Consider the following 22,615-nt stretch of genomic DNA (forward strand, 5'->3'; position numbering starts at 1 on the left):
TCTGTTCCGACGAACGACAGGGCGGGAAATCGACAACGCCAGGCGCGCCCCTCAGCCCGCCCGATGCAGCTTCCGGTACTGATCCGGTGTGCACTGCGCGTGCCGCTTGAACATCTCGGCGAAAGCACTGACGCCGGAGTAGCCAAGCTCCTCGGCGATCCGGCTGATCGGCTTGCGAGTGCACAGTGCGTCGGTGGCGCGAACGAACTTCACGCGTCCACGCCAGTCACCGAGTGACATGCCCAGTTCGCTGCGTGCCAGGCGCTCCAGCTTGCGCACGCTCATATGATGCCGCTGCGCGATCTCGGCGACCGATTCGGCCGCCGAGAGGTGCTTTTCCATATAGGCCATCACCTGCTTCAGTGCTTCGCTGCTGGCGATCGGCAGGAAACTGGGCAGTACGGCGGCATTGACGATCTGGTCGATCACCACGGCGGCCATGCGCCGTTGGGCGGGCGTCCGGGGATCGGTCACGCCCTGTCGCGCCAGCTCGTGCAGCAGTTCGCGCAGCAGCGGGCTGACTTCCAGTGCGCGGCATTGATCGGGCAGCCGGCGCGACAAGGCCGGTGACAGGTAGGCAGAGCGATAGGCCAGCTGCGAGCGGTTGCGCGAATAGTGCGCCATTCCGGGCGGAATCCAGATCGCGTAGTGGGGCGGGGACACCATCCACTCACCGTCGATCTTCATTTCCATCACGCCCTGCGCGACGAAGTTGAACTGGCCCCAAGGATGGCTGTGCGTGCCCCAGTCGGTGGGCTCCATCGCACCCTGCCGGAAGTAGACCGGACCGGGCAGCTGGCGGAAGGTGGGGATGGGCTCCATCGGTTGCCGCAACCCGGGGTCGGAGTGACGCATTTTCAGGATGTCCTTGATATGCGCCAAGCGTACGCTGGCTATTCCCCCACGTACACCCACGCTCTTGAACTACCTCTTCCCAATCCTTGCCTGCCTGCTGTGGGGCGCGAATACCATCGTGACCAAGCTGGCCTCGGGCGCGGTCGGTCCCATCGATATTGGTTTCTTCCGCTGGCTGGTGGCGGCCATTATCCTGTTGCCCTTCGCGCTGCCGCGGCTGCGCAACAACCTGCAGACCGTGCGTGCCAACCTTGGCCGCTTCCTGCTGCTGGGGTGCCTGGGCGGGGTGATGTACCAGTGCCTTGCGTACTATGCGGCGCACTTCACCTCGGCCACCAACATGGGCGTGATCCAGGCATTGATTCCATTGCTCGCATTGGCGTTGTCACGCGTGTTCATGGGCCATCCGGTGCGCGGTACCTCCATTGCCGGTGCGGTGATTTCCACCGTCGGGGTGGCGGCGGTGGTCTCGCAGGGCGACCTGGCACGATTGGCCGCTCAGGGCGTGAACCGCGGTGATGCGATCATGCTGATCGGTGCGTTGGCCTTTGCCGCCTACAACGTGCTGATGCAGCGCTGGAAGATCCCGCTGACGGTGCTGGAATCGTTGTTCCTGCAGGCCACCGCCGCGTCGCTGATCCTGTTGCCGGCGCAGCTGCTGGTCGGTACCGGGGTGAACAATCTCACCGCGGTCGGCTGCATCGGGTTTGCGGCAGTATGCGCGTCGATCCTGGCCCCACTGACCTGGATGACCGGATTGTCACGGTTGGGCGCAGCGCGTGTCTCCGGCTTCTTCAACCTGGTGCCGATCGTGACCGCCGCACTGGCCGTGCTGCTGCTGGGTGAATCGCTCAGTGGCTGGGTACTGGCAGGGGGCGTGCTGGCGGTATCCGGTGTGGTCTTCGCCGAGTACGCAGCGAAGCGCGCGACGATGGCGAGTGGGGGCGAAGCGTCCTGACGCGGTCGGGCCGGACCCGCGCGGACCTCAGCCGTGGCGTGTCGTCCCGCACAGCGCCTGCTCCACCTCCTGCTCCAGCGCGTCGGCGTCGTAGCCGCGCTTGCCCTGCAGGCTCAGGTACAGCGACAGCGGGTCCACGCGGTCACCGCTACCGGTGAAGGCAGGCGGATACGACCATATCTGCAACGTTCCACTGCGCGTGCAGTCGGGGCCGGCTGCAGGCAGTGCCCCCAGCTTCCGCCAGGCATCGATGTACAGGGCGCGCGTGATGCCGTGGTCTTTCGACGGCACCGCAAGCATTGCTTCCGTCCCTGCCTGGGGGGCGGATTGAGCATGTCGGGCCAGAACGTCGGCGACCTGTTCCCAGCAGACCTCCACTTCCTTCAGCACGGGGGAGCGCAGGAACGGCTGCGCTCTCGCCCAGACCTCGCCGCGGCTGCCGGCGAGTCTCAGGAAGCGTTCGCGTCCGCCGGTGGAGCGTTCGGCCAGTCCGCGACCGACCAGTTCAGCGGAGAGCCTCGACGCGGTCATCGAGGTGTATCCGGCAGCACGGCTGACCTCACGCGGTGACCACCAGCGTGCCTGGCCGGACAGGAGTACGTGGATGAGCACGGCCTGCGCCGAAGGCAGCAGCGAAATCGCCTTCTTCTCGTGGTCGGGCGCATCGCGGAACTCGATCGCCAGGCTGGGGGCGTACAGCTGGTTGTGCGGTACCACGAAGTCGATATGGTTCTCGACCAGGAACCTGCGCTGGGTGGGGGTGAGGTACGGCGAGACATACAGCACCATGGCCTTTGCCGCTGAGCGCAGCACTTTCACATCCTGGATGACGCGGCTGCTGGATTCGCCCGGGACGCGTGGAACTGCCAGCATCGCCGGCGTTTCACCATAGAGGGTCAGCTCGGCGATGTGATAGCGCGAGGCCATGGTCTGCGGGATGAAGCGTGCCGCAGCCACGGGGCCGACCACCGAGGCCAGGCCGGGCAGGATCCGGCGCAGGTAGCGCTGCGCATCCATGACCAGATCGGTCAAGCCACTGTGTACTGCCGTTGTCATCGCTTGCTTCCCTTGGACCAGCCTCATCCCCGCAGCGGGGAGGGGGTGGTCCATCGCATTCAGTGGTGAATCCGGAGAGGTCGGGCGAGGTGGATGCCACGCGGGCGCTCCTCGCTTGCCTGCTCCATCTGCTGCCGTTGCGCCAGTGTTGCCGCGGATGTTGGAGATTGGGTCGAAGTAGCGTGGAGATTGGGTGGAGGTTGTGTGCGGCGTGGCCGGCGGAACTCCCCTTCCGCCGGCCACGTGCACGGACGCTACGGTCAGAAGCGCTGCGAGTACTTCACGTACACCGTGCGGCCGATGTCGAAGCCGCCGTAGTAGGGGAAGGAACTCTCCGGCTTGGAGAACATGATCGGGCCGCGATGGTCGAACACATTGTTCGAGCCCACTGCCACGGTGCCATCCCAGGGCAGCCTGTAGCTGACCTGGATGTCGTGGAACGCGTTCGAGCCGACCCTGCGTACGGCATCCGGTTCGCCGTTGGCGATGCGTTCGGGCGCGGTGCAGGGCCGGTTTGGCATGCAGCCTTCCATCATCCCGGAGTAGTAGCGCACCGTGTACTGGGCCGAGAGGTTGCCCAGCTGCCAGTTGACGCCGAGATTGGACCGCAGGCGGAACACCCCCGGGCGTCCAATACGACCGTCCATGATGGTGTCACCGGCCGAGTTCTGCTTCTCCTCGTCGTACTTGGAGACGTAGCTGTTCTGCAGGTCAAGGGTGAAGCGACCGAACGCGTATTCCGGCAGGCGGTAACGGATGCCCAGGTCCCAGCCCTCGGTCTTCATCGCGCCGAGGTTGGTCAGGCCGTAGAACATGCTGGTGATGTGGCCATCAGCGGCGCGCTTGACGCTGCCGCAGCGCGAGGCATTGCCCAGCACGTAGCAGTCACGGAGGATGCGATCGACGTTGTCCTCGATGATCATGTTGGTGATCTTGTAGCTGTACCAGTCCAGGTTGATGTCCAGACCGTTGACCCAGCGCGGGCTCCAGACCACACCGACGGTCTTGCTCTTGGACTCTTCCGGGCGCAGGTTCGGGTTCGAGCCCGTGGTGAACTCGTTCGGGGTGGCGCACGGGTAGCTGGTGCAGGGCTTCAGGCCCTGGGCCAGCTGCTCGTAGCCACGCGGAACACCGGCGGCGTTGCAGGCCGCGTTGCCGTTGACGCTGTTGGTGGCGCCGATGCCGCAGGGGTCCACGTAGGTTTCGAAGCTGGTGCCCAGGCCGCCATACAGGTCGGAGATGCTGGGAGCACGGAAGCCCTCGGCGAAGGTGCCGCGCACCATCAGCTCCTCGACCGGGCGCCAGGCGAAGCTGGCCTTGGTGTTGGTGGTGCTGCCGAAGTTGCTGTAGTCGGAATAGCGTGCCGCAACGTTGACGGTCAGCTCCTTGGCGAACGGAAGGTCACGCAGCACCGGCACATTCACTTCGGCGAAGACTTCATTGAGGCTGTAACCGCCTGCAGTGGTCTGTGCCCCCAGTGCAGTGCTCTGGCGCGACTGGGCAAAGGCGTCGGGAACGTAGCGTCCATCTTCCTTGCGGTACTGGTAGCCCATCGCCACCGAGAGCTCGCCCGCCGGCAGTTCCAGCACCGGGCCGGAGATGTTGGCGAAGTAGCTTCGGGTCTTGGTGATGCCGGTATCGGTGAACGTGGGGAACAGGAAGCGCTGCAGTTCCGGGTCGGCAAGCGAGCCGGCGCCAGCAACGCCGTACGGCAGCAGCGGATTCCAGGCCAGGCAGCCGGCGATCGGTGCACCTGCGCTGCCGCAGCGTGCTACACCGTTGCCATCAACAAAGGACTGTCCCAGCGCTTGGCGCGAGGCGATCAGGCTCATGTCACCACGGCCGGTCTTGGTCACCTCGTTGCGGTTGAACAGCGCGCCCACCTCCCAGTCGAACGTTTTGCTGGCCAGTTCGAAGTAGCCCGACAGCGTCGGTGCCACGCGCAGCGACTTCAGCTTGCTTTCGGTCGTGCGCGGAAGCTCCCACAGGCGGCGGTTGAAGGCGATGTCATGGCCGACCGGATTGAACGCACTGTTGCCGGCCAGCGGCGTCCCGAACTTGGTCGATTCGTAGGGGTAGCCGGCAATCTGCTGGTCCGAGATGCGCTCGTTGTAGCCGATATCGGTGGTGAAGGTGATCTGGTCACTCAGTGCATAGTCGGAGCTGAGGAACAGCGACCGGCGCTCGATGCCGGTCTGCACATGCATCTGCTCGTTGCCGTTGGAATACTCGGCCGGCGTGATCGGATGGTAATCGTTCGGGTTCTTCGGGTCGCCACCACGATTGAGTGTCTTGAACACGGAATTTCCGGTGGCACAGTCGTAAAGCGCCGGGTCACACCAGGAACCGTTCTGGCTGAGGTCGCTCCAGCCCGCGCGCGGATAACCCGGCCCCGAACCACCATGCTTGGAGAACCAGCGGTCGCGGGCGAACACCGGGTCGGCCTTCTGGTATTCCAGGGCCAAGGTGTAGCCACTTCGCTCGCCGCGCGCGCCGGTAACGAGCGAGAACGTGCTGTCCTTGCCGTCGCCCTGGCTGAACTGGCCATGCTGCGCCGAAAGCTCCAGCCCCTCGACGCTCTTGCGGGTAATGATGTTGATGACACCGGCGATGGCGTCGGATCCGTAGAGCACCGAGGCGCCATCCTTGAGCACGTCGATGCGCTCGACCGCGCTCATCGGAATCTGGCTCAGGTCCTGCAGGCCGCTGGTGCTGGCGCCCAGGCGCTTGCCGTTCACCAGCACCAGGGTGCGGGTGGCGCCGAGGTTGCGGATGTTTGCGTAGCTGCCGCCGACGTCTTCGCCGGACGACAGCGTGCGCGAACGTGAGAGCGCTGGTGCGCCGGCCGACGTGAGGTTCTGCAGGACGTCGGCGATGGTGGTGAAGCCCTGCTGCTCGATCATCTTGCGCGAGATGGCAAGCACCGGCTGCTGGGTTTCCACATCCACGCTGCGTATCGCCGATCCCGTCACCTGGATGCGGTCCAGGTTCTTCGGAGACTTCGCAGCGTCGTCCTGTGCATTGGCAGCCGGCGAGAAAACGGCAGCCAACACGGCGCCGATCCCTGCCGAAAGCAGAGTGTATTTGTAGTGCATTGTTTCTCTCTCCAAATCCGTTGTGTGGTCGCAATGCGCGCGGCGCTACGACCGGTCTGCATTCCGTTACCCGGAATCGAGAGGAACCTAACATCCCGCTCACATTTGAACTGCGTTATGGACGCGTTATCTTCGCGCGCCCTTGGCCGCTGTCCTGCACGGGGAGTGCACGTCGCGTCGACGTTGTGCAATGTCGTTTCGCTTCAGTCTGGCAGCTCCTTTCCCGGCATACACAGGAGGCCGCCGATGAATACGCCTGGCAAGCCGAAACCCAGCTGGAAGCAATGGCATGTGCTGCTGGTGATTCTGGCGATTGCGCTGCTGATCAGTGTGATCATCGTCATCGCGCCATGGTGAGGCAGGCATCGCATGCTTGTTTTCCGTGAACATTCAATGATGCCGGCAATGAAGAAGTCAGCACGTGTTCCGCATGGTGATGTGTACATCAATTCGTACTCACCCGGCCGGCACACGAGGACGATGATAGTGAGGTCGAAGGCAGTGCCGACGCGCTGCCATTCTCCACTGACTTTCGAGCACACAGGAGCGACGCCATGAGCACCCAGTCCACCATCGAACATCGCCTCAACGACCTGATCGAGATCGCGCGTGATGGCAAGTCCTTCTATGAGGAAGCCGCAACGAAGGTAAAGGATGCCGAACTGTCGGCACTGTTCACCCGTATCGCCGGGGTGAAGGCGCGGATCGTCGCGGCGCTGAGTGGTTCGGTCGCCGCCAGCGGCGGCAAGCCGGCCGAGCACGGCACCATGGTCGGTTCGATGCAGCAGTTCTACGGCAAGGTGCGCGCCGCGTTTGGTGATACCAACTACGGCTACGTGGCCGAACTGGAAGAATCCGAAGACCGCCTGCTGGGCGCGTTCAAGGATGTGCTGCAGGACAACGATCTGCCGCCCGCGGTGCGCCAGGAAGTGACCCAGCTGCTGCCGGATGTGCAGGAGTGCCACAACGTCATGCGGGCACGCAAGCACGCCATGAAGGCTGCCTGACGTCCCGCGCCGGGCGGCCGATCGCGGCCGTCGAGCCCCGGAGGCGCGTCATGGCCCGGGAACCTTCGCAGCCCGGCAGGGCTGCGAAGGACCGGGCGTCCGGCCCCGTTTCCATGGTTATACTTGGCCGAGTCCAGGGAACAGGCGCGGCATGACGAAGGGGGCTTCGTCCAGCATCAACGTCAATCGCCAACCGGATGCAGTCGCGTCCGGTTTTGTGCGTGTGCGCGGTTTGCTGTGATGTGCGCTTCGCCGGTCTTTCCGTTGCCTGATCCTGGTTGTCCCATCGCCATCCATTGCGAACAGGCCCACTGACTATGCGTCGAGTCAATGCACTTTCCGCGATGATGTTGCTGGGCACGGTTGTGGGAAGTGCGGGGGCGCAGTCCTACAGCAAGACCAACGTCATCACCTATCACGATGATCTGTCGAAGTGGGTGCTTGGCCAGGTCCGGACGTCGGTCAACCAGGACACGGGCCGGACCGAGTCCCAGGTGGATTATGACCCGGCCACCGCGAAGCCCCAGCGGATCCATGCCTTCGGCCAGCTCCAGCAGACCATTCACTACAACAGCGACGGTACCGTTCGCGCCGTGGTGGACGGGCGTGGCAATACGGTGAGCCTGTCCGGCTGGAAGCGCGGCATCCCCGGGAACATCCAGTATGCGGATGGTTCGACCCAGTCTGCCGGCGTGGATGACAATGGCTGGATACGCTGGATCACCGATGGCCGGGGCAACACCACGCGTTACGACTACGACGCGATGGGGCGCATGTCGCTGGTCGACTACCCCGACGGCGATACGGTGGACTGGGCGTCCACCACGACACAGTTTGCCCAGGTGGGCGGCGCCGAGTACGGCATTCCTGCCGGTCACTGGCGGCAGACGGTCAGCACCGGCAATGCGCGCAAGGTCACCTACTACGATGCGCTGTGGCGCCCATTGCTGGTGCGCGAGTACGACGCGGGCAATGAAGCCGGCACGCAGCGGGCCTCGGTGACCGCCTATGACACGGAGGGGCGGGTCACCTTCCAGTCCTATCCTGTCGCGGGGGTCGGTACGGTCCAGGACGCCGGAACTGGCGTCCGTACGACGTACGACGCACTTGGGCGGGTGGTCCAGGTCAGCCAGGATTCCGAGATTGGCGCGCTGGTCAGCACAACCGAGTACCTGCCGGGGCGGCGCGTGCGCACGACCAATGCCAGGGGTATCCCGACCGTCGTGACCTACACCGGTGCAGATGCCGCGAAGCTTGACTGGCCGGTACGTATCGAACTGGCAGAGGGAGCCGTGCTGGATATCCTGCGGGACGTCTTCGGCAAGCCGACGTCGATCACCCGCAGGGCCAGCAATGGCTCGGTGACGTCGACCCGGCGCTATGTCTACGATGCGGCGCAGCGGTTGTGCAAGACGATCGAACCGGAAACCGGCGCCACCGTAATTGACTACGACGCCGCATCGAACCCGGTGGGAAGCGCGCAGGGGTTGGACCTGTCCGATGCAGGCAACTGCAACCAGGACATTGCCGCGGCAAGCGGGCGCCGAGTGGTGCGTTCCTATGACGGACGCAACCGGCTCGCATCACTGCAGTTCCCCGACGGCAATGGCAACCAGCGCTGGAGCTACTGGCCCGATGGCCTGGTCAAGCAGGTCACCACGTTGAACGCCGGGGTGGAGACGCATAACAGCTATGCGTACAACCGTCGCGGGCTGCTCATCGGTGAGGTGCAGAGCCCCATCGATGGCGAAGCGCTGGCGATGGGGTATGCCTACGACGCACTGGGCAACCTGTCCGCGCATCGCTATCCCTCCGGCAACGTGGTCGCGTATGCGCCCAACGCGCTGGGACAGGCCGGGCAGGCGGGCTCCTACGCCGCTGGCGTGGTCTATTACCCCAACGGGGCGATTCGTCAGTTCACCTATGGCAACGGCATTGTCCACTCGATGGTGCAGAACGCGCGCCAGTTGCCGGATGAAAGCCAGGACACGCTTGGCGCAACCCGGATCCTCAGCGACGGCTACGACTACGATGCGGTCGGCAATGTGATGGCAATTACTGACGGTGCCACGGGCCGCAACCAGCGTGGCAACCGCAATCTGGGCTATGACGCGCTGGATCGGCTCGTTTCGGCTTCCTCGCCCATGTTCGGCTCGGCGAGCTACAGCTATGACGCGTTGGACAACCTCACGCGGGTGACGATTCTCGACCGTGACCATCACTACTGCTATGACAACGCATGGCGCTTGACCAACGTCAAGGTCAACGGTTGCGGAGGGTCAACCGTGGTCGGCCTGGCCTACGATGCGCAGGGCAATCTGCGGGCGAAGAACGGGCAGCCGTTCGCCTTCGACTTCGGCAACCGGCTGCGTGCGGCGGCAGGTTCCGAGAGCTACCGTTACGACGCTCACGGTCGCCGCACACAGACAGATTCATCGTTCGGACGGATCACCTCGATGTACGACCACGCCGGCGTCCTCCGCTACCAGGCGAGCGAGCGCGAGGACAAACGGACCGATTACATCACCCTGGGCGGAAGCCTGGTCGCCAAGGCAGCGGTGCCGATGCGGCGTTCGCCGGCCGCGAAGGACTTCGTTGGGTGGTCGCCTGTGGCCTCTGCCGTCCGCTACGTCGTCGAGGAAAGCGTGGACGGGGTGACCTGGACCACGGTCTACGAAGGCAACGCCGCGAACTGGACGTCTGCCGCACGCCCTGCCACCAGCTATGCGTATCGCGTGCTTGCCTGTGGCGCCACGGGGAGCTGCACGCCGGTGTCCGATGTCTCGCATGTCCAGCGTCCGCAGGGTGACATCGTGCCCCTGCTGTACCAGCTGCTGCTGGGCTGAGCGTAGCGGACCGCACGGGGCGCAGTGCACCGTCAACCGGTTGTTCATGACAGGGGAAGGAAGAACATGGATGGAGTACGTGCTGTATCGCGCCCGCGTGGCGCCATCGGCGGCAAGGTCCTGCTGGCGGTGGTGGCAGTGCTGGGAACTGGCCTGGCCTCAACGGCAAATGCTGAGCCTTACAATCTGGAAGGCCATCGGATCGTATCCGTCGCAACTGGCTGGGGCGGGGAAGGGTTCTACCTGGTGACGCAAGGTGTGCTTCCAGCGGGCTCGGATTGTGGGGGTGGCAATCGCTTCATTCTCCTCAATGATCATCCAATGCAGAGGGAGATGGTCTCGATGCTGCTCATCGCCTGGCAGATCAAGCTGCGTGTCGGATTGCGTGTCGACGGCTGCACCTCCGGGGCAATGCAGCTGAGGGCCGTGACGATGCCTGAGGCCTGATGTCTGAATCCACAGGGGAACTACATGATGATGAGTGACGCGACGCCGGGCTTCCGCAGGAGGTTGGGAGCGGGGTTGGCCTTGACGTTGGCCTTGTGCCTGTCTGCACCACTGAAGGCGGAGCCAACCAGCGATCAGATGACGATTCTGTCGCTGCGGCCGTACATGGACGGCCCGGCGGGAATTGTGTACGTGCAAGTTTCGAGTACGGCTTTCTGCAATACCGATACCTTTGCAATCGACATGTCCCGGCCGGGAGCCAAGGAAGCCTACGCGGCGGCGTTGGCAGCGCTGACATCGGGGAAGAATGTCCGGCTCGAGGCATTCAACTCCACCGGGTGCAATGGCTGGGCGACCCGGCTCCAGTCGATCTTCATCCACGCGTAACGCTCCACGGATGGATCCAGGACGCGATGATCCTGAGGTATCGCGCATGGCCCTGGGGCGTGGATAAAAAAGGGGCGGCCCTGAGGCCGCCCCAAACCGTCAAGAGAACACGCGTCTAGAAGCGAACCGACCAGCGCATGTTGGCGCTGTGGTCGCGGCTTTCACTGCCGTACTGGCCGCTGTAACCCAGCTCCAGCTGCTGGCGCGGGGTCAGCCAGGCCGACAGCCCCAGCTCGGCCACAACGGCGCTGTCGGCAATCGGGGCGCCTTCGACCGCGAAGGTGGTGGTGCTGTTGGCGAATGCGAGGTCGGCCAGCTGGCTGCGGTCACCCGAGGCACGGCGGTAGCCCACGCCCCCACGCAGGTGCAGCCAGCTGTCCTGCTGGAACGATGCCTTCAGGCCCTTGTCGAAGCGCAGGCCAGCGGTGGCGATCGTGGTGCCGGTGTCGTCCACCTTGCCGTGCAGGGCGGCTGCACCACCGCGCTCGTTGATCTGCTTCAGGTCCACCTCCACGCGCGCGACCTGCAGGTAGGGTTCCAGCCCGGCCTCCGGGCCACCAAAGCGGTAGCCGGCTTCGATGAAGGCCTGGCGGGTATGCGCGTTGTAGCGGGCGCTCAGGCTGTCGCTGAACCCTGCGAAGTCGACATCGCGGGTGCTCTTCACCTTGTGCTTGCTCCAGGCGACGCCGCCACGCAGGCCGAGGCCGCCCCAGTTGTGACTGGCATATGCACCGAAGTGGGTGTTGTCGATCTTCGACTTGGCACGAAGCGCCTGCTGCTTGACGTCGGTGCGGCCGGTGCCAGCCAGCACGCCGACCTGCCAGCCAGAGAACTCGTGGTCGATACCGGTCAGCAGGCCGTTGCTGTTGGCTTCGGTGCGGGCGGTATTGCTGTTGCCGTCCAGCCTGCTGTTGCCGCCCAGAGCTTGCACCCAGGCGCCGGTGGCGTCGCCCGCATCGGCGCTTGGCGCGACTGCACCTGCACGGCGGGACAGCGCGGCATCGCGAACGTAGCGGCTGCCTTCCACCAGTGCGAGCGGCGTGGCTGCGTGCAGTTCGCCGCTGAGGCCGTCGAGCACGCCGCCGACCTGCTGCGGGAACAGCTGGGTCAGCGGTTTGGGCAGGCCCTGGTTGATTGCCAGCAGGTCCGCCGCGGCGGCCACCGCGCGCTGGTTCGGGGTGGCGGCGGCGCTGGCCAGCGAGGCACCACGTGCCACGTCGATGCGGGTGCCATTGGTGCCGTAGGCGAGGCTGAACTGCAGGAACGGCGAGAACGCGCTGAAGTCGGTTTTCGCGAACTGGCCGTTGATGCCACCGTCGGCGCGGATGAAGTTGAACTGCTCGCCGAGATAGTAGATGCCTGGTTCCGGCAACGCGACCAGCGTGCCGCCGAGGGTGGCGGTACCGGTCACGTGCAACTGGTCGCTGCGCCCGCCAGGCGCGAGTTCGGCGGCGTAGACGCCGGTCGCACCCTGCACGTAGTCGCCGTTGATGGTCAGCGTGCCGATCGAATTGCCGGGCGCGATGGTGCCGTCCACTCGGGTGCTGCCCAACGTGCCGATACCCTTCAGCAGGCCGTTGCTGCCGACCGTGGTGGTGCCGCCGGTCTGCATGCCATTGAAGGACACCACGCCGCCATTGACGGTCAGGTTCCCGTCCTTCAGAACGCCGCTGGCGCTGACCGTGCTGACGCCACCGGTGGTGGTGAGTGCGGTGGAGACCAGGCTGCCGTTGAGCAGGAACCGGCCGCCTTGCACATCGACCGCCGAGGTGAGGGTGTTGCTGCCGTTCAACTCCAGCGTGCCCTCGCGCAGCACCGCGCCGTTGAAGCTGTTGTCGCCGCTCAGGCGCAGCCAACCGATGCCGGATTTGGTCAGCGTGCCGGGGCCGCCGATGTCATTGGTCCAGTCGTCCCAGGCATCGCCTTCCCACACCTTCAGGCCGCCGGCCCTCTGGTTCATCACCACGTTGGTATCCACGCGCAGCGAGCCATAGCCCTCGATGGCCCTGCGCAGGTCAACCATGCCCCAGCCGTAGATCGGGTCGACGCCTGCCGCACCGAGATCGCGCGCGGTGGTCAGCAGGACGTCGCGCACCTGGGCGTTGTCCAGGTAGGGGAAGCGCTCCATCAACAGGCCGAGTGCGCCGGTGATATGGGGGGCGGCCATGGACGTGCCGGTCTTCAGGCCGTAGTCGTACGTGGGATTCTGGCTGTCGATGAGAAGACGGACGTAGTCTGCGGTCTTCTCCAGCCGTCCCTGGATGTCACCGGAAACGATGGTGCTGAGGATTGCCGTGCCGGGTGCGGAAATGCACCAGTTGGCGGCAGCGCCGCAGATGCTCGAGCCTGCGTTGATCACGTAGTCGGTTTCACCATTGGCTGTATTGGGCTGGCGAACGTTGGCGACGGCCAGCCAGTAGGGCTCGATCTCCGGCTTCCAGCGCGGCAGGGCCGCGGTGATACCGGCGACGGCGCCGCTGCCATTGCCGGCCGACCAGACCTGGATCAACTGCGAAGCGGGGGCGTTCGCACTGTCCTTGTAGATGCTTCCGTATACGTCGTAGCCGGCACCGATGCGTGCGTACTGGGCATCCAGTGCGGCCACGGTCATGTTCCGGGTGGAGATGCCCCAGCTGTGATTGATGGCACGCACGCCTTGTGCCTGCAGCTGCGCGTACATGTCCAGCCTTGCGGCACCATCGGGATCCGTCCGTTCCACGGCTTCAGGCAGGTAGCCTCCGCTCGCCTGGCGCCTCCATTCGTAGTAAGTGTCACCAAATACACGGGCGGTCGTCAGATCGGCACCGAAGGCGACGCCGTGCATCCCCGTGCCATTGCGGTTGGCGCCAATGGTTCCGAGGACATGCGTGCCGTGATCGGCATAGCGGAAACCCCATTCACGGCCTGCGGCAATGATGTTGGCCTGCAGGGAAGCAGGCACGCCCGCGCCGAGCGTGTAGTAGTTGATACCCGGTTGATCACCCTGTGTCTGGCTGCACGCGCCGGTACCGCCGACGGTTCCCGGTGACGCACAGTTCGGGCCGATGGTGATGCTGGAGGTGTTGCGGCCGGCGAATTCGGGGTGAGCCAGTGCCGAGCCGGTGTCGAACAGCGCCAGGCGCACGCCCCTGCCGGTCAGGCCGCGGGCATACGCGTGGTCGGCCCCCATCGCACTCAGGCCCCAGTCGGCGTTGAATTCATCGCTGCGCCAGCTGGCGGCATCGCCCGGACTGCCGAGCAGGGCGGTGGCGGTTGCCGCAGGCATGGCGGCCGTCGATGCTGCAGGCGCGCTGACGGCGGGCTGTGCCCACGCCGCCTGCAGCTGGCGCTGTTGCTGCCATGCGTCCAGCGCCTCGCCGGCCATGGCGGGCGCGGCAGCGGCAAGCAACAGGGAGCTGGACACGGCCAGCGCGAGGCGGCTGTGCAGCGGGGAGCGGGAGCGGGAGTGGGACGAACGGCCGTGCAGCGGGTGATTCATCGGGCAACTTCCTTGGTGGACGGGCAACAAGGCCGTTAACGCCAATCCGTGGCGACATCCCCCATGCATGTGAAAGGAGAATTGTGAACAGGTTAAGTGTGTGTGACAGTGGGCTTCACTTCGTCTCCCCGTGTCCTCGCTAACGTGGGCCGGCCTGGGCTCACCAGGCTTATCAAGGAGTGATGGCGATGCGTGTTGTCAGGAAGGTGATCGCAGTGGCGGTATTCGCGTTGGCGTGTACCGGTTCGGTGGCGGTGGCTGGGCCGGTCGAGCCCTGCGACCAGCCGTGCTGGCGGGCTTATCAGATGTGCCTGGCCAGTGGCACCGATGCCGGTGAATGCCAGCAGGCGTACAACACCTGCGTGGTCGATCTGTGCATGGGCGTGTGAGTCGCGCCGTTTGAGCCGCACGCGGAGCCCCGTCATCGACGGGGCTCTTCTGTTCCAGCGATCGCCTCAGATGGCGATGCCGACATCTGGCCTGAGCCCGCTTGCGGGCCATGCACGCAGCGGCGAGGATGGGAAGTCGCACCGGAGCCGCTGCACATGGCCGTCAAACGCATTGTCGCCAACATCGCCACGCCCGACCCGGCGCGTGCCGCAGCGTTCTATGGCGGGCTGCTGGGCATGCCGGTGGTGATGGATCATGGCTGGATCGTCACCCATGGCGGGCAGGGCAGTGCGCTGGCGCAGGTGAGCTTTGCCAGCGAAGGGGGTTCCGGCACCGCGGTGCCCGATCTGTCGATCGAAGTGGACGACCTGCAGCAGGTGCTGGAGCGCATGCACGCGGCCGGCATCCCGCTGGAGTATGGCCCTGCCGACGAGCCTTGGGGAGTGCGTCGTTTCTTCGTCCGCGACCCGTTCGGGCGGCTGTTGAACATTCTCGCCCACACCTGAGCGGGAAGCGTTGCGTCAGCGGCGTCTGCCGCTGCGCGTCGGCGCTGCCGGAACGCCGACCATGCGCAGGCAATCCGCTTCCACAGCGGCGATGAAGGCATCGGCATCCTGTGCGGGTGTGGCGATCAGGTCGTCGGTGGCACCGTGCACGCCGGCATAGATCAACGAGGCGGTGACCTGTGGAGCAGGCAGCTGCCACAGTCCGGCTGCGTTGCCCGCTTCGAGGATGCCCAGCAGCTGCTGCTGGATCGCATTGCGCTCGGCATTGCCCCGCTGGTGGTGGTGATGGTTGGCGTACACCACGTCATGCAACGCGTGGGTGCGCGCGTAGATCTCGATGTTGGCGCGGATCCAGGCGCGCAGGCGCGCTGCGCCATCACCGGCAGGGTGCTGCTGCACGGCCTGCTCGACCTCGTCCATGAACTGCCGCGTGTAGCGCTGCGCCAGCGCCTGCAGGATCTCGGTGCGGGAGGCGAAATAGGTATAGAAAGTGCCCTTGGCCACGTCGGCCGCGGCGACGATGTCGCTGATGGTGGTGGCGTCCACACCCTGCGAAAGGAACAACGCCTGCGCGGCGTCCATCAGTTCCTCCTGGCGGGTTTCGGCGGGCTTGGTGCGAGGCCTGGCGACAGCTGGGGTCTGCATGGTGGGCGGTATCCGGGTGTGACGGACGCCATTCTAGCTGCCCCTTCGCACTGACTGACCGCCAGTCATTGACCGACGGTCAGTCAGTCGATAGGATGCGCGCACATCCTCCCCCCGGATCCACGCATGAGACGCCTCCAACGGCCCGCCCTGGTGCTGGCGGCCTACCTCGGTACATTCCTCGCTTCGCTGGACATCAGCATCGTCAACGTGGCCCTGCCAACCCTGCAGCAGGCGCTGCAGACCGACATGGCGGGCCTGCAATGGGTGATCAACGCCTATGCGATCGCACTGTCGGCGCTGATGCTGTCGGCCGGTCCGTTGGGGGATCGCTACGGTCATCGGCGGATGTGGCTGCTGAGCGTCGCCACCTTCACCATGGGCTCGCTGCTGTGCGCCTGCGCCAAGGACCTTTCGACCCTGGTCGCCGGGCGCGCGGTGCAGGGCGTGGCAGGTGCGCTGTTGATTCCCAGTGCGATGCCGATCCTGAGTCACGCATTTCCCGATCCGGGCCAGCGTGCACGCGTGATCGGTGGCTGGTCCGCCTTCAGCGTGCTTGCCCTGGTGCTTGGCCCGTTGCTGGGCGGTGCGCTGGTGCAGCGGGCCGGCTGGCCCAGCATCTTCCTGATCAACCTGCCTTTGGGGCTGCTGGCGTTTGTGCTTGGCGCCTGGGGCATCGCCGAGCGACGGCACCCGCAGCACGCCGCGCTGGATCCGGCCGGGCAGCTGCTCAGTATCGGCGCGCTGGGCGCACTGTGCTATGGCCTGATCGCGATCGGCGAGCAGGGCCTGCTGGCCCCGGTGACGCTTCTGGCGCTGGGCGCCGCAACTGCGGGGCTGATCCTGTTCGGCATCGTCGAGCGGCGGGTGGCACGCCCACTGCTGCCGCTGGACCTGTTTGCCGACGGTCGCTTCCGCATGCTCAACCTGGCCTCGTTCGTGCTGGGCTTCACCGCCTATGCGAGCCTGTTCTTCCTGTCGCTTTTCTTCCAGCAGGCACAGGGGCACAGCGCCGCGCTGGCAGGCTCGCAGCTGGCTCCCCAGTTCCTGTTGATGGGTGTTGTCTCGCTGTTGTTCGGGCGCCTGGTTGCCCGCCTCGGGCTGCATGCCGCGCTGGTGCTGGGCTACGCCCTGGCCGGTGTGGCGCTGTGCGCAATGGCCACGTTCGAACCGGCTACTTCGCGCGCTCATGCCACTGCCGTGCTGATGCTGCTTGGCATTGGAATGGGGCTGGCGGTGCCGGCGACCGGCATGGCGATCATGGCCAACGCATCGGCCGAACGTGCAGGTATCGCGTCAGCCACGATGAACGCGCTGCGCCAGGCAGGCATGAGCCTGGGCATCGCGCTGATGGGCAGCCTGATGGGCCAGCGTGCCGTACAGCAGTTCACCGCCTGCGCACAGGCCGCAGGGCAGCAGCGGCTTGTTGCGCAGGCGCGTGAACTGATCCTGCACCCGGGCTCGATGCACGCCACGCCGCAGGTGCTGACCTGGTACCGCAGTGCGATGGCCAGCGGGTTCGGTTGGGCGATGGCGGTGGCGGGTGCGCTGGCCCTGCTTGCGGCGCTTGGGCTGCATCGGCAGCGTGCATCGGCTTGACGCGCAGCATTCAGCCCTGCTGGCGTTGCGGGTCCTCTGCCGTGCGTTCGATCGCCTGAGGCTGTTGTTGCTGCTGGCGCGCGTTGGCGTGGCGTGCATGTCCACCTTCGCGTCCGATCGTGGCCATGTGCTGGCGGTCGCGGCTGATCGCTTCGCCGCCCTTGCGGCCTGCGACACGTGCTTCGGCCGGACTGAATTCGTGCGCATTGCCGGAGGCATGTGCCGCGCGCCCGCCCTTGGCGGCGATCGCGCGCTGTTTGTCCTGGTCCATCGAGGCGAAGCCCCGGTTGGAGCTGCGCGGGTTCTGCTCAGTCATGTGAAATCTCCTGCAGTGTGGACGCCGCCTTCGTGGGCGACGGCGTCCATGCTTGGCCATCGCACGCTAAGTCCAGGTCGCCATCTTCGCCCCGGTTTTCACGCGCCCTGCGCACGGGGATGATCACGCAGCCGGCCCGGCGGCCGCATTCGTCGCGTATTCACTGCCGGCCCTCGGATGCGCGGCAAGGCCGGCGGCCGCAGTGGCGGTGCCGCACATATGTTCGATGATCCTGTGCTGCTGCCCGATGGCTATCAGATAAACGTTCCGGACCGGCAACCGATCAAACTGAGCACCGGTGGCAACGGCGAACGGACCGGTGTCGCGCCCCACGCGGCAGGCGGCGACGATCCACTCTCCATCGCGCGCCAACTGCTGGCTCCGCCGAAGTCGTCAGGATGAACGCACAGTTGCGCGGTCGTCCTATCGCAGATGTTCCGCTGCATGCCTAGAATCGAAGCATCCCGGTAGTTCCCGGGCGCTTCGAGTGAATGGACTCAATGAAGATTCTGTTGACCGGCAGTTCCGGGCGGATCGGGCGCGCGATCTTCGGCGCGCTGGCGGCTGCCCATGAAGTGGTGGGTCTGGACCGCAGTCCGTTTGCCACCACGCGCATCATTGCCGATGTCACCGATCATCAAGCCGTCGTGCGCGCGGTGCAGGGCGTCGACGCGGTCATCCATACCGCGGCCCTGCATGCGCCACACGTCGGCCTGGTACCGGACGCGGTGTTCCAGCAGATCAACGTGGACGCGACTGCGCACCTGCTGCAGGCGGCGCGCGAGGCAGGCGCACGGCGGTTCGTGTTGACCAGTACCACCGCGCTGTACGGCCACGCGGTGGTGGCAGGGGGATGCCGCTGGATCGATGAGGATACCGAGCCGCTGCCGCGAACGATCTACCACCGCAGCAAGCTGCAGGCCGAGGCCCTGGCTGAAGCTGCCGCCGCACCGGACTTCGGGGTGCGCGTGCTGCGGATGGGGCGCTGCTTCCCGGAACCGCCGGAACGGATGGCGATGTTCCGGTTGCATCGTGGGATCGACGCCCGTGACGTGGCCAGTGCCCATGCCGCGCTGCTGCTGGATGAGGGGCCGGCCTTCGCCCGCTACATCGCCTGCGCCGCGACCCCGTTCCGTCGCGAGGATTGCCTGGAACTGGCCACCCAGCCGCGCAACGTACTGGCCCGGCGCGTACCGCAGCTGCTGGCCGAGTTCGAGCGCCGCGGCTGGCCGTTGCCGCTGAGCGTCGACCGCGTCTACGACAGCGCCCGCATCCGCAGGGAGCTGGGGTGGCAGCCGCGTTTCGGGCCGGACGCCGTGCTGCAGCAGTACGCCGCAGGCAGCATCGAGGTGTTGCCACGCGCGGAGTGGATCAAGGATCGGGTGGCCGAATAGGGGAAGCGGGGACGGATCCCTGTCCCGTCCCTGAGTGGATTCAGGAATGTGTAGGCCGGTCGCCTCAACCTCGTTGGCAGGCGGCCGCTAACCCGGTGCGCTTCCTGCGCCGGGCGGGTCCCGGCGGCCGGTGGCCTGCGCGACGGATCGCGCGCCTGCGCGGTGCCCTCCCGGCGCCGGTCGTCCTGAACTGCCTTGCGGACCCCTCCATGCCTTCTTCCCGTTCCGCCGCTGCCCGCCGCCCGGGCAGCATCGCCCACAAGCTGATGCTGGGCACCGCCGTCATCGCGCTGCTGTGCTTCGGCCTGACGGCGTTCCTGATCTATCGCCAGGCCAGTGCCAGCCTGATCGATGCCTCGCGCCAGACCATGACCAGCGAGGCCAACGCCGAAGCGCGCCAGGTCGCCGCCGACCTGGGCACGGCGTTTGCCAGCAACGATGCCATGGTCGAAGCCGTGCTCGCCCAGCGTGCGCGGGGCGACGTGCCCGATCGCGCCAGCCTGGCTGCCGTGCTGGGCGAGCAGCTGCGCACCCACTCGGAGTGGCTGGGCAAGAGCACCATGTGGGAGGCCGATGCCTTCGATGGCAAGGATGCCGAGTTCGCCAACACCGCGATGCACGATGCCAGCGGCCGCTACATGAGCTACTGGGCCTGGCATGACGGCAAGCCGCAGCAGTCGACCATGACCGACTACACCGAAGCCGCCGACGGCTCGGCCGACTGGTATGTGGTACCCAGCCGCGACAAGCTGCCCAAGGTCAGCGAGCCCTATGCCTACGACATCGCCGGCCAGCAGGTGCTGATGAGCACGTTGAGCTCGCCGATCGTCGAAAACGGTACCTTCCTCGGCGTGTTCACCGTCGACTTCTCGCTGGCGGCGCTGCAGAAGCACCTGGCGACGCTGACGCCGATGGGCGCAGGCCGCGTCGAGCTGCTTTCGCCCAACGGCGTGGTGCTGGCCTCGGCGAATGCCGCCGAGATCGGCAAGCCGCGCACCGACGCATTGACCCGCAGCATGCTGGCCGACATCGCCGCCGACCGCCGGTTCGAAGCCTTCACGCCCGATGCAGCCGGCAACGTGCGCGTCTACGTGCCGCTACGCGTGGGCAATGCCCCGCAGCGCTTCGCGCTGGGCGTGGTGATGCCGCACGCGGTGATCGTGGCTGAGGCGCGCCAGCTGCTGTGGTTGACGCTGCTGGTGGGCGTGGTGGCCGCGCTGACGCTGAGTGCCGGTGTCTATGTGCTGCTGCGCCGCCTGGCGATCCGCCCGTTGGCCGAAGCGGTGCGGGTGGCGGGTGACGTCGCCGCCGGCAAGCTCGACAGCACCTTGCCTGCGCGCAGCAACGATGAAGTGGGCCGCCTGCTGGACGCGATGCAGGGCATGCGCGGGCAGCTGCAGGCGGTGATGGCGGCGCAGGCGGAAATGGCGCGCCGCCACGATGCTGGCGAGCTGAGCTACCGCATGGACGCCACTGCCTTCCCCGGCGAGTACGGCCGCATGGTGGCCGACAGCAACCAGCTGGTGGCTTCCAGCAATGCGGTCACCCAGCGCCTGGTCGAGGTGATGCAGCGTTACGCAGTGGGTGACCTCAGCGTGGACATGGAAGCGCTGCCGGGCGAGAAGGCGGTGTTCACCGCAGCGATGGCCACCACCAAGAGCAACCTGGCCGCGATCAACGAGCAGATCCAGCAGCTGGCCGCCGCCGCGGCGGCCGGCGACTTCGCTGTACGCGGTGATGCCCAGCGCTTCGACCACGATTTCCGCCGCATGGTGGAGACCCTCAACATCATGATGCAGGTCAGCGATCACAACCTGGCTGAGCTTTCGACGCTGCTTCGCGCGATTGCCGCCGGCGACCTCAGCGCACGCATGCGCGGTGATTTCCATGGCGTGTTCGCGGTGATGCGCGACGATGCCAACAGCACCGTGCAGCAGTTGACCCAGATCGTCGGCCAGATCCAGCAGTCGGCCGCCAGCATCCGCCTGGCGGCGGGTGAGATCGCTGCGGGCAACAGCGATCTCTCGCGTCGTACCGAGCAGCAGGCCGCCAACCTGGAAGAAACCGCCGCCTCGATGGAGGAGCTGACCTCCACCGTGCGCCAGAACGCCGACCACGCGCTGCAGGCCAATACCCTGGCAGGATCCGCCGCTGACGTTGCCAGCGAGGGCGGGGAAGTGGTCAACCAGGTGGTGCAGACCATGGAGCAGATCGAGGCCTCCTCGCAGCGCATCGCCGAGATCATTTCGGTGATCGACGGCATCGCCTTCCAGACCAACATCCTGGCGTTGAATGCGGCGGTGGAAGCGGCGCGGGCCGGTGAGCAGGGCCGCGGCTTCGCGGTGGTCGCCAGCGAAGTGCGCGCGCTGGCGCAACGCTCGGCGGGCGCAGCGAAGGAGATCAAGGAGCTGATCGACGCATCCGTGGCGCAGGTCGGTGCCGGTGCGCAGCTGGTGCACGGTGCGGGCCGTACCATGCAGGCCATCGTCGGCCAGGTGGGGCGCGTCAACGAGATCATGGCCGAGATCTCGGCTGCGTCGCGTGAACAGTCCGTCGGCATCGAGCAGGTCAACCAGACCGTGGTGCAGATGGATGAGACCACCCAGCAGAATGCCGCGCTGGTGGAGGAAGCCAGCGCCGCAGCGCGGGCTATGGAGGAGCAGGCCGAGCAGCTGGCCGTGGCGGTCTCGCGCTTCCGCCTGCAGGCCGAACCGGAGGCCATGGCCCGCCGCGCGGCCTGACCCCGGAAACGAAGACGCCCGGCGGGGGCCGGGCGTCGGTTGCATCCTTGCCGCGCATCCTGCGCAGGTCTGATGGCTCAGAACATTCCTTCAAACGGGTTCCAGCTGGTACGTCCTTCCACCTTCTCCAGGTAGTAGCTGTAGTTGGTGCTGGAGGCGACCAGCAGGTTCATGGCGATGAACAGCATGCGCCCGACGACGTCCGGAAGGAACATGGAGACGATGGCCAGCACGATGTTGATGCCGATCACCACCAGTGCCTTGCGCCACATGCCAAGAATCAGCAGGTAGATGGCACCGAAGAACAACGCGAAGAAGTTCAGGTTGATCTTCAGGCGGTCACCAAAGGACAGCGCCTTCCAGGCCTGCTTGAAGCCGGGGTTCTTGGGGGCGCCGTGCTGGCGGAAGAAGTTGAAGCGGAACTGCCACTTCGGGCTGAACTGGGACAGGTCAGTGGTATTCATTGGGGGAGACATCCCTGTGAGAAAACGTTTTCATGATAGGACAAGTCCTATTCAGGATCCAAGCGTCACCGTCAAAAATGTGACGCCTGCCTTGTTCCGGCTGCTGCGGCAGGGGTGCGCACCGTCACCCGCCCGCCTTGTTTTTAGGATAGGGTGCGCAGTTCCGCTGCCGCACCAGCTGAATCCGTGCGGCGGCGGGATGTCCATGGAGGTTGCATGACCACACCTGCTACACCGGAAAACGCACCGGGACCGGTGCTCCTGCCGACACCTGAAGTGGTGCAGGCACAACAGCTGCTCGCACGCCAGCAACTGGCGGTGGCGATGGACCGTGCACGCACGGCGGCTACGCAGAGCGCGGCGCCCGCCGCCGCATTGGAAAGCGAGTAATCCGCAACACCGCCGATCGCGCTGGCCCGTCGCCAGCGCGA

General features: G+C 65.9%; 19 protein-coding genes. 12 read left to right on the forward strand and 7 right to left on the reverse strand.

All coding sequences use genetic code 11. From position 1 onward, the window contains the following. Nucleotides 1–51 precede the first annotated feature (51 nt). The gene (locus AC5P7E_RS05965) at nt 52–855 is read right to left on the reverse strand and encodes an AraC family transcriptional regulator (RefSeq protein ID WP_005411172.1); all 804 of its coding nucleotides are present in this window, start codon (nt 853–855) and stop codon (nt 52–54) included. Nucleotides 856–919: 64 nt separating this feature from the next. On the opposite strand from AC5P7E_RS05965, the gene AC5P7E_RS05970 reads away from it, so the two are divergent. Beyond that, a complete protein-coding gene (locus AC5P7E_RS05970) occupies nt 920–1,813 on the forward strand; it encodes a DMT family transporter (RefSeq protein WP_114618244.1) in 894 nt (297 codons plus the stop codon). A 27-nt stretch (nt 1,814–1,840) separates the two neighbouring features. Here the strand turns inward: AC5P7E_RS05970 and AC5P7E_RS05975 are convergent, their stop codons facing one another. Next, nucleotides 1,841–2,869, reverse strand: coding sequence for a hypothetical protein (locus AC5P7E_RS05975; protein WP_100443411.1), 1,029 nt, complete (start codon nt 2,867–2,869; stop codon nt 1,841–1,843). Between the two features lie 260 nt (nt 2,870–3,129). After that, nucleotides 3,130–5,964, reverse strand: coding sequence for a TonB-dependent receptor (locus AC5P7E_RS05980; protein WP_329761631.1), 2,835 nt, complete (start codon nt 5,962–5,964; stop codon nt 3,130–3,132). A gap of 554 nt (nt 5,965–6,518) precedes the next feature. On the opposite strand from AC5P7E_RS05980, the gene AC5P7E_RS05985 reads away from it, so the two are divergent. The 4 genes from AC5P7E_RS05985 to AC5P7E_RS06000 all read left to right on the forward strand — a co-directional run bounded on the left by AC5P7E_RS05985 (nt 6,519) and on the right by AC5P7E_RS06000 (nt 10,651). Further along, on the forward strand, nt 6,519–6,971 hold the full coding sequence (locus tag AC5P7E_RS05985) for a PA2169 family four-helix-bundle protein (protein WP_005411167.1): 453 nt from the start codon (nt 6,519–6,521) through the stop codon (nt 6,969–6,971). 317 nt (nt 6,972–7,288) lie between these two features. Further along, nucleotides 7,289–9,817: an RHS repeat domain-containing protein gene (locus tag AC5P7E_RS05990; protein WP_114618242.1), complete on the forward strand. Its 2,529-nt coding sequence runs from the start codon at nt 7,289–7,291 to the stop codon at nt 9,815–9,817. Nucleotides 9,818–9,883: 66 nt separating this feature from the next. Then, on the forward strand, nt 9,884–10,264 hold the full coding sequence (locus AC5P7E_RS05995; protein WP_114618241.1) for a hypothetical protein: 381 nt from the start codon (nt 9,884–9,886) through the stop codon (nt 10,262–10,264). Nucleotides 10,265–10,288: 24 nt separating this feature from the next. Further along, nucleotides 10,289–10,651, forward strand: coding sequence for a hypothetical protein (locus AC5P7E_RS06000; protein WP_062605580.1), 363 nt, complete (start codon nt 10,289–10,291; stop codon nt 10,649–10,651). A 115-nt stretch (nt 10,652–10,766) separates the two neighbouring features. Here AC5P7E_RS06000 and AC5P7E_RS06005 read toward each other — a convergent pair whose 3' ends face one another. Next, nucleotides 10,767–14,129: an autotransporter domain-containing protein gene (locus tag AC5P7E_RS06005; RefSeq protein WP_114618240.1), complete on the reverse strand. Its 3,363-nt coding sequence runs from the start codon at nt 14,127–14,129 to the stop codon at nt 10,767–10,769. Between the two features lie 188 nt (nt 14,130–14,317). On the opposite strand from AC5P7E_RS06005, the gene AC5P7E_RS06010 reads away from it, so the two are divergent. Beyond that, nucleotides 14,318–14,518: a hypothetical protein gene (locus AC5P7E_RS06010; protein WP_005411162.1), complete on the forward strand. Its 201-nt coding sequence runs from the start codon at nt 14,318–14,320 to the stop codon at nt 14,516–14,518. 156 nt (nt 14,519–14,674) lie between these two features. Beyond that, nucleotides 14,675–15,025, forward strand: coding sequence for a VOC family protein (locus AC5P7E_RS06015; RefSeq protein ID WP_005411161.1), 351 nt, complete (start codon nt 14,675–14,677; stop codon nt 15,023–15,025). A gap of 15 nt (nt 15,026–15,040) precedes the next feature. Here the strand turns inward: AC5P7E_RS06015 and AC5P7E_RS06020 are convergent, their stop codons facing one another. Beyond that, on the reverse strand, nt 15,041–15,670 hold the full coding sequence (locus tag AC5P7E_RS06020; RefSeq protein WP_005414565.1) for a TetR/AcrR family transcriptional regulator: 630 nt from the start codon (nt 15,668–15,670) through the stop codon (nt 15,041–15,043). A 126-nt stretch (nt 15,671–15,796) separates the two neighbouring features. Between AC5P7E_RS06020 and AC5P7E_RS06025 the strand changes: the two genes are divergently transcribed. Then, nucleotides 15,797–17,269: an MFS transporter gene (locus tag AC5P7E_RS06025; RefSeq protein WP_114618239.1), complete on the forward strand. Its 1,473-nt coding sequence runs from the start codon at nt 15,797–15,799 to the stop codon at nt 17,267–17,269. Nucleotides 17,270–17,279: 10 nt separating this feature from the next. On the opposite strand, the gene AC5P7E_RS06030 is transcribed toward AC5P7E_RS06025, so the two are convergent. Continuing rightward, nucleotides 17,280–17,585, reverse strand: a complete 306-nt coding sequence (locus tag AC5P7E_RS06030; RefSeq protein WP_024957919.1) for a KGG domain-containing protein — start codon at nt 17,583–17,585, stop codon at nt 17,280–17,282. A 177-nt stretch (nt 17,586–17,762) separates the two neighbouring features. On the opposite strand from AC5P7E_RS06030, the gene AC5P7E_RS06035 reads away from it, so the two are divergent. The 3 genes from AC5P7E_RS06035 (at nt 17,763) to AC5P7E_RS06045 (ending at nt 21,720) form a co-directional block, all read left to right on the forward strand. Then, a complete protein-coding gene (locus AC5P7E_RS06035) occupies nt 17,763–17,987 on the forward strand; it encodes a S41 family peptidase (RefSeq protein WP_225792033.1) in 225 nt (74 codons plus the stop codon). A gap of 98 nt (nt 17,988–18,085) precedes the next feature. Next, complete coding sequence (locus AC5P7E_RS06040; protein ID WP_005414561.1) at nt 18,086–18,979, forward strand: NAD-dependent epimerase/dehydratase family protein; 894 nt, start codon at nt 18,086–18,088, stop codon at nt 18,977–18,979. A gap of 209 nt (nt 18,980–19,188) precedes the next feature. Beyond that, a complete protein-coding gene (locus tag AC5P7E_RS06045; RefSeq protein ID WP_114618237.1) occupies nt 19,189–21,720 on the forward strand; it encodes a methyl-accepting chemotaxis protein in 2,532 nt (843 codons plus the stop codon). Nucleotides 21,721–21,797: 77 nt separating this feature from the next. Here AC5P7E_RS06045 and AC5P7E_RS06050 read toward each other — a convergent pair whose 3' ends face one another. Further along, nucleotides 21,798–22,184, reverse strand: a complete 387-nt coding sequence (locus tag AC5P7E_RS06050) for a DUF2628 domain-containing protein (protein ID WP_005414559.1) — start codon at nt 22,182–22,184, stop codon at nt 21,798–21,800. 216 nt (nt 22,185–22,400) lie between these two features. Here AC5P7E_RS06050 and AC5P7E_RS06055 point away from each other — a divergent pair, with 216 nt between their 5' ends. Next, nucleotides 22,401–22,574 carry a hypothetical protein gene (locus tag AC5P7E_RS06055; protein WP_005411154.1) on the forward strand — a complete coding sequence of 58 codons (174 nt, stop codon included), beginning with the start codon at nt 22,401–22,403 and terminating at the stop codon, nt 22,572–22,574. The last annotated feature ends 41 nt before the right edge of the window (nt 22,575–22,615 follow it).

Source organism: Stenotrophomonas sp. YJH_SMC_25 (genome assembly GCF_059369595.1).

Bases quoted from the DNA above. Each gene is read 5' to 3' on its own strand.
- AC5P7E_RS05980 (WP_329761631.1), bottom strand. From the start codon at position 5,964: ATGCACTACAAATACACTCTGCTTTCGGCAGGGATCGGCGCCGTGTTG.
- AC5P7E_RS06015 (WP_005411161.1), top strand. From the start codon at position 14,675: ATGGCCGTCAAACGCATTGTCGCCAACATCGCCACGCCCGACCCGGCG.
- AC5P7E_RS06010 (WP_005411162.1), top strand. From the start codon at position 14,318: ATGCGTGTTGTCAGGAAGGTGATCGCAGTGGCGGTATTCGCGTTGGCG.
- AC5P7E_RS06025 (WP_114618239.1), top strand. From the start codon at position 15,797: ATGAGACGCCTCCAACGGCCCGCCCTGGTGCTGGCGGCCTACCTCGGT.
- AC5P7E_RS05985 (WP_005411167.1), top strand. From the start codon at position 6,519: ATGAGCACCCAGTCCACCATCGAACATCGCCTCAACGACCTGATCGAG.
- AC5P7E_RS06020 (WP_005414565.1), bottom strand. From the start codon at position 15,670: ATGCAGACCCCAGCTGTCGCCAGGCCTCGCACCAAGCCCGCCGAAACC.
- AC5P7E_RS06040 (WP_005414561.1), top strand. From the start codon at position 18,086: ATGAAGATTCTGTTGACCGGCAGTTCCGGGCGGATCGGGCGCGCGATC.
- AC5P7E_RS06045 (WP_114618237.1), top strand. From the start codon at position 19,189: ATGCCTTCTTCCCGTTCCGCCGCTGCCCGCCGCCCGGGCAGCATCGCC.
- AC5P7E_RS06050 (WP_005414559.1), bottom strand. From the start codon at position 22,184: ATGAATACCACTGACCTGTCCCAGTTCAGCCCGAAGTGGCAGTTCCGC.
- AC5P7E_RS06030 (WP_024957919.1), bottom strand. From the start codon at position 17,585: ATGACTGAGCAGAACCCGCGCAGCTCCAACCGGGGCTTCGCCTCGATG.
- AC5P7E_RS05995 (WP_114618241.1), top strand. From the start codon at position 9,884: ATGGATGGAGTACGTGCTGTATCGCGCCCGCGTGGCGCCATCGGCGGC.
- AC5P7E_RS05990 (WP_114618242.1), top strand. From the start codon at position 7,289: ATGCGTCGAGTCAATGCACTTTCCGCGATGATGTTGCTGGGCACGGTT.
- AC5P7E_RS06005 (WP_114618240.1), bottom strand. From the start codon at position 14,129: ATGAATCACCCGCTGCACGGCCGTTCGTCCCACTCCCGCTCCCGCTCC.
- AC5P7E_RS05965 (WP_005411172.1), bottom strand. From the start codon at position 855: ATGCGTCACTCCGACCCCGGGTTGCGGCAACCGATGGAGCCCATCCCC.
- AC5P7E_RS05975 (WP_100443411.1), bottom strand. From the start codon at position 2,869: ATGACAACGGCAGTACACAGTGGCTTGACCGATCTGGTCATGGATGCG.
- AC5P7E_RS06055 (WP_005411154.1), top strand. From the start codon at position 22,401: ATGACCACACCTGCTACACCGGAAAACGCACCGGGACCGGTGCTCCTG.
- AC5P7E_RS06000 (WP_062605580.1), top strand. From the start codon at position 10,289: ATGATGATGAGTGACGCGACGCCGGGCTTCCGCAGGAGGTTGGGAGCG.
- AC5P7E_RS06035 (WP_225792033.1), top strand. From the start codon at position 17,763: ATGCGCGGCAAGGCCGGCGGCCGCAGTGGCGGTGCCGCACATATGTTC.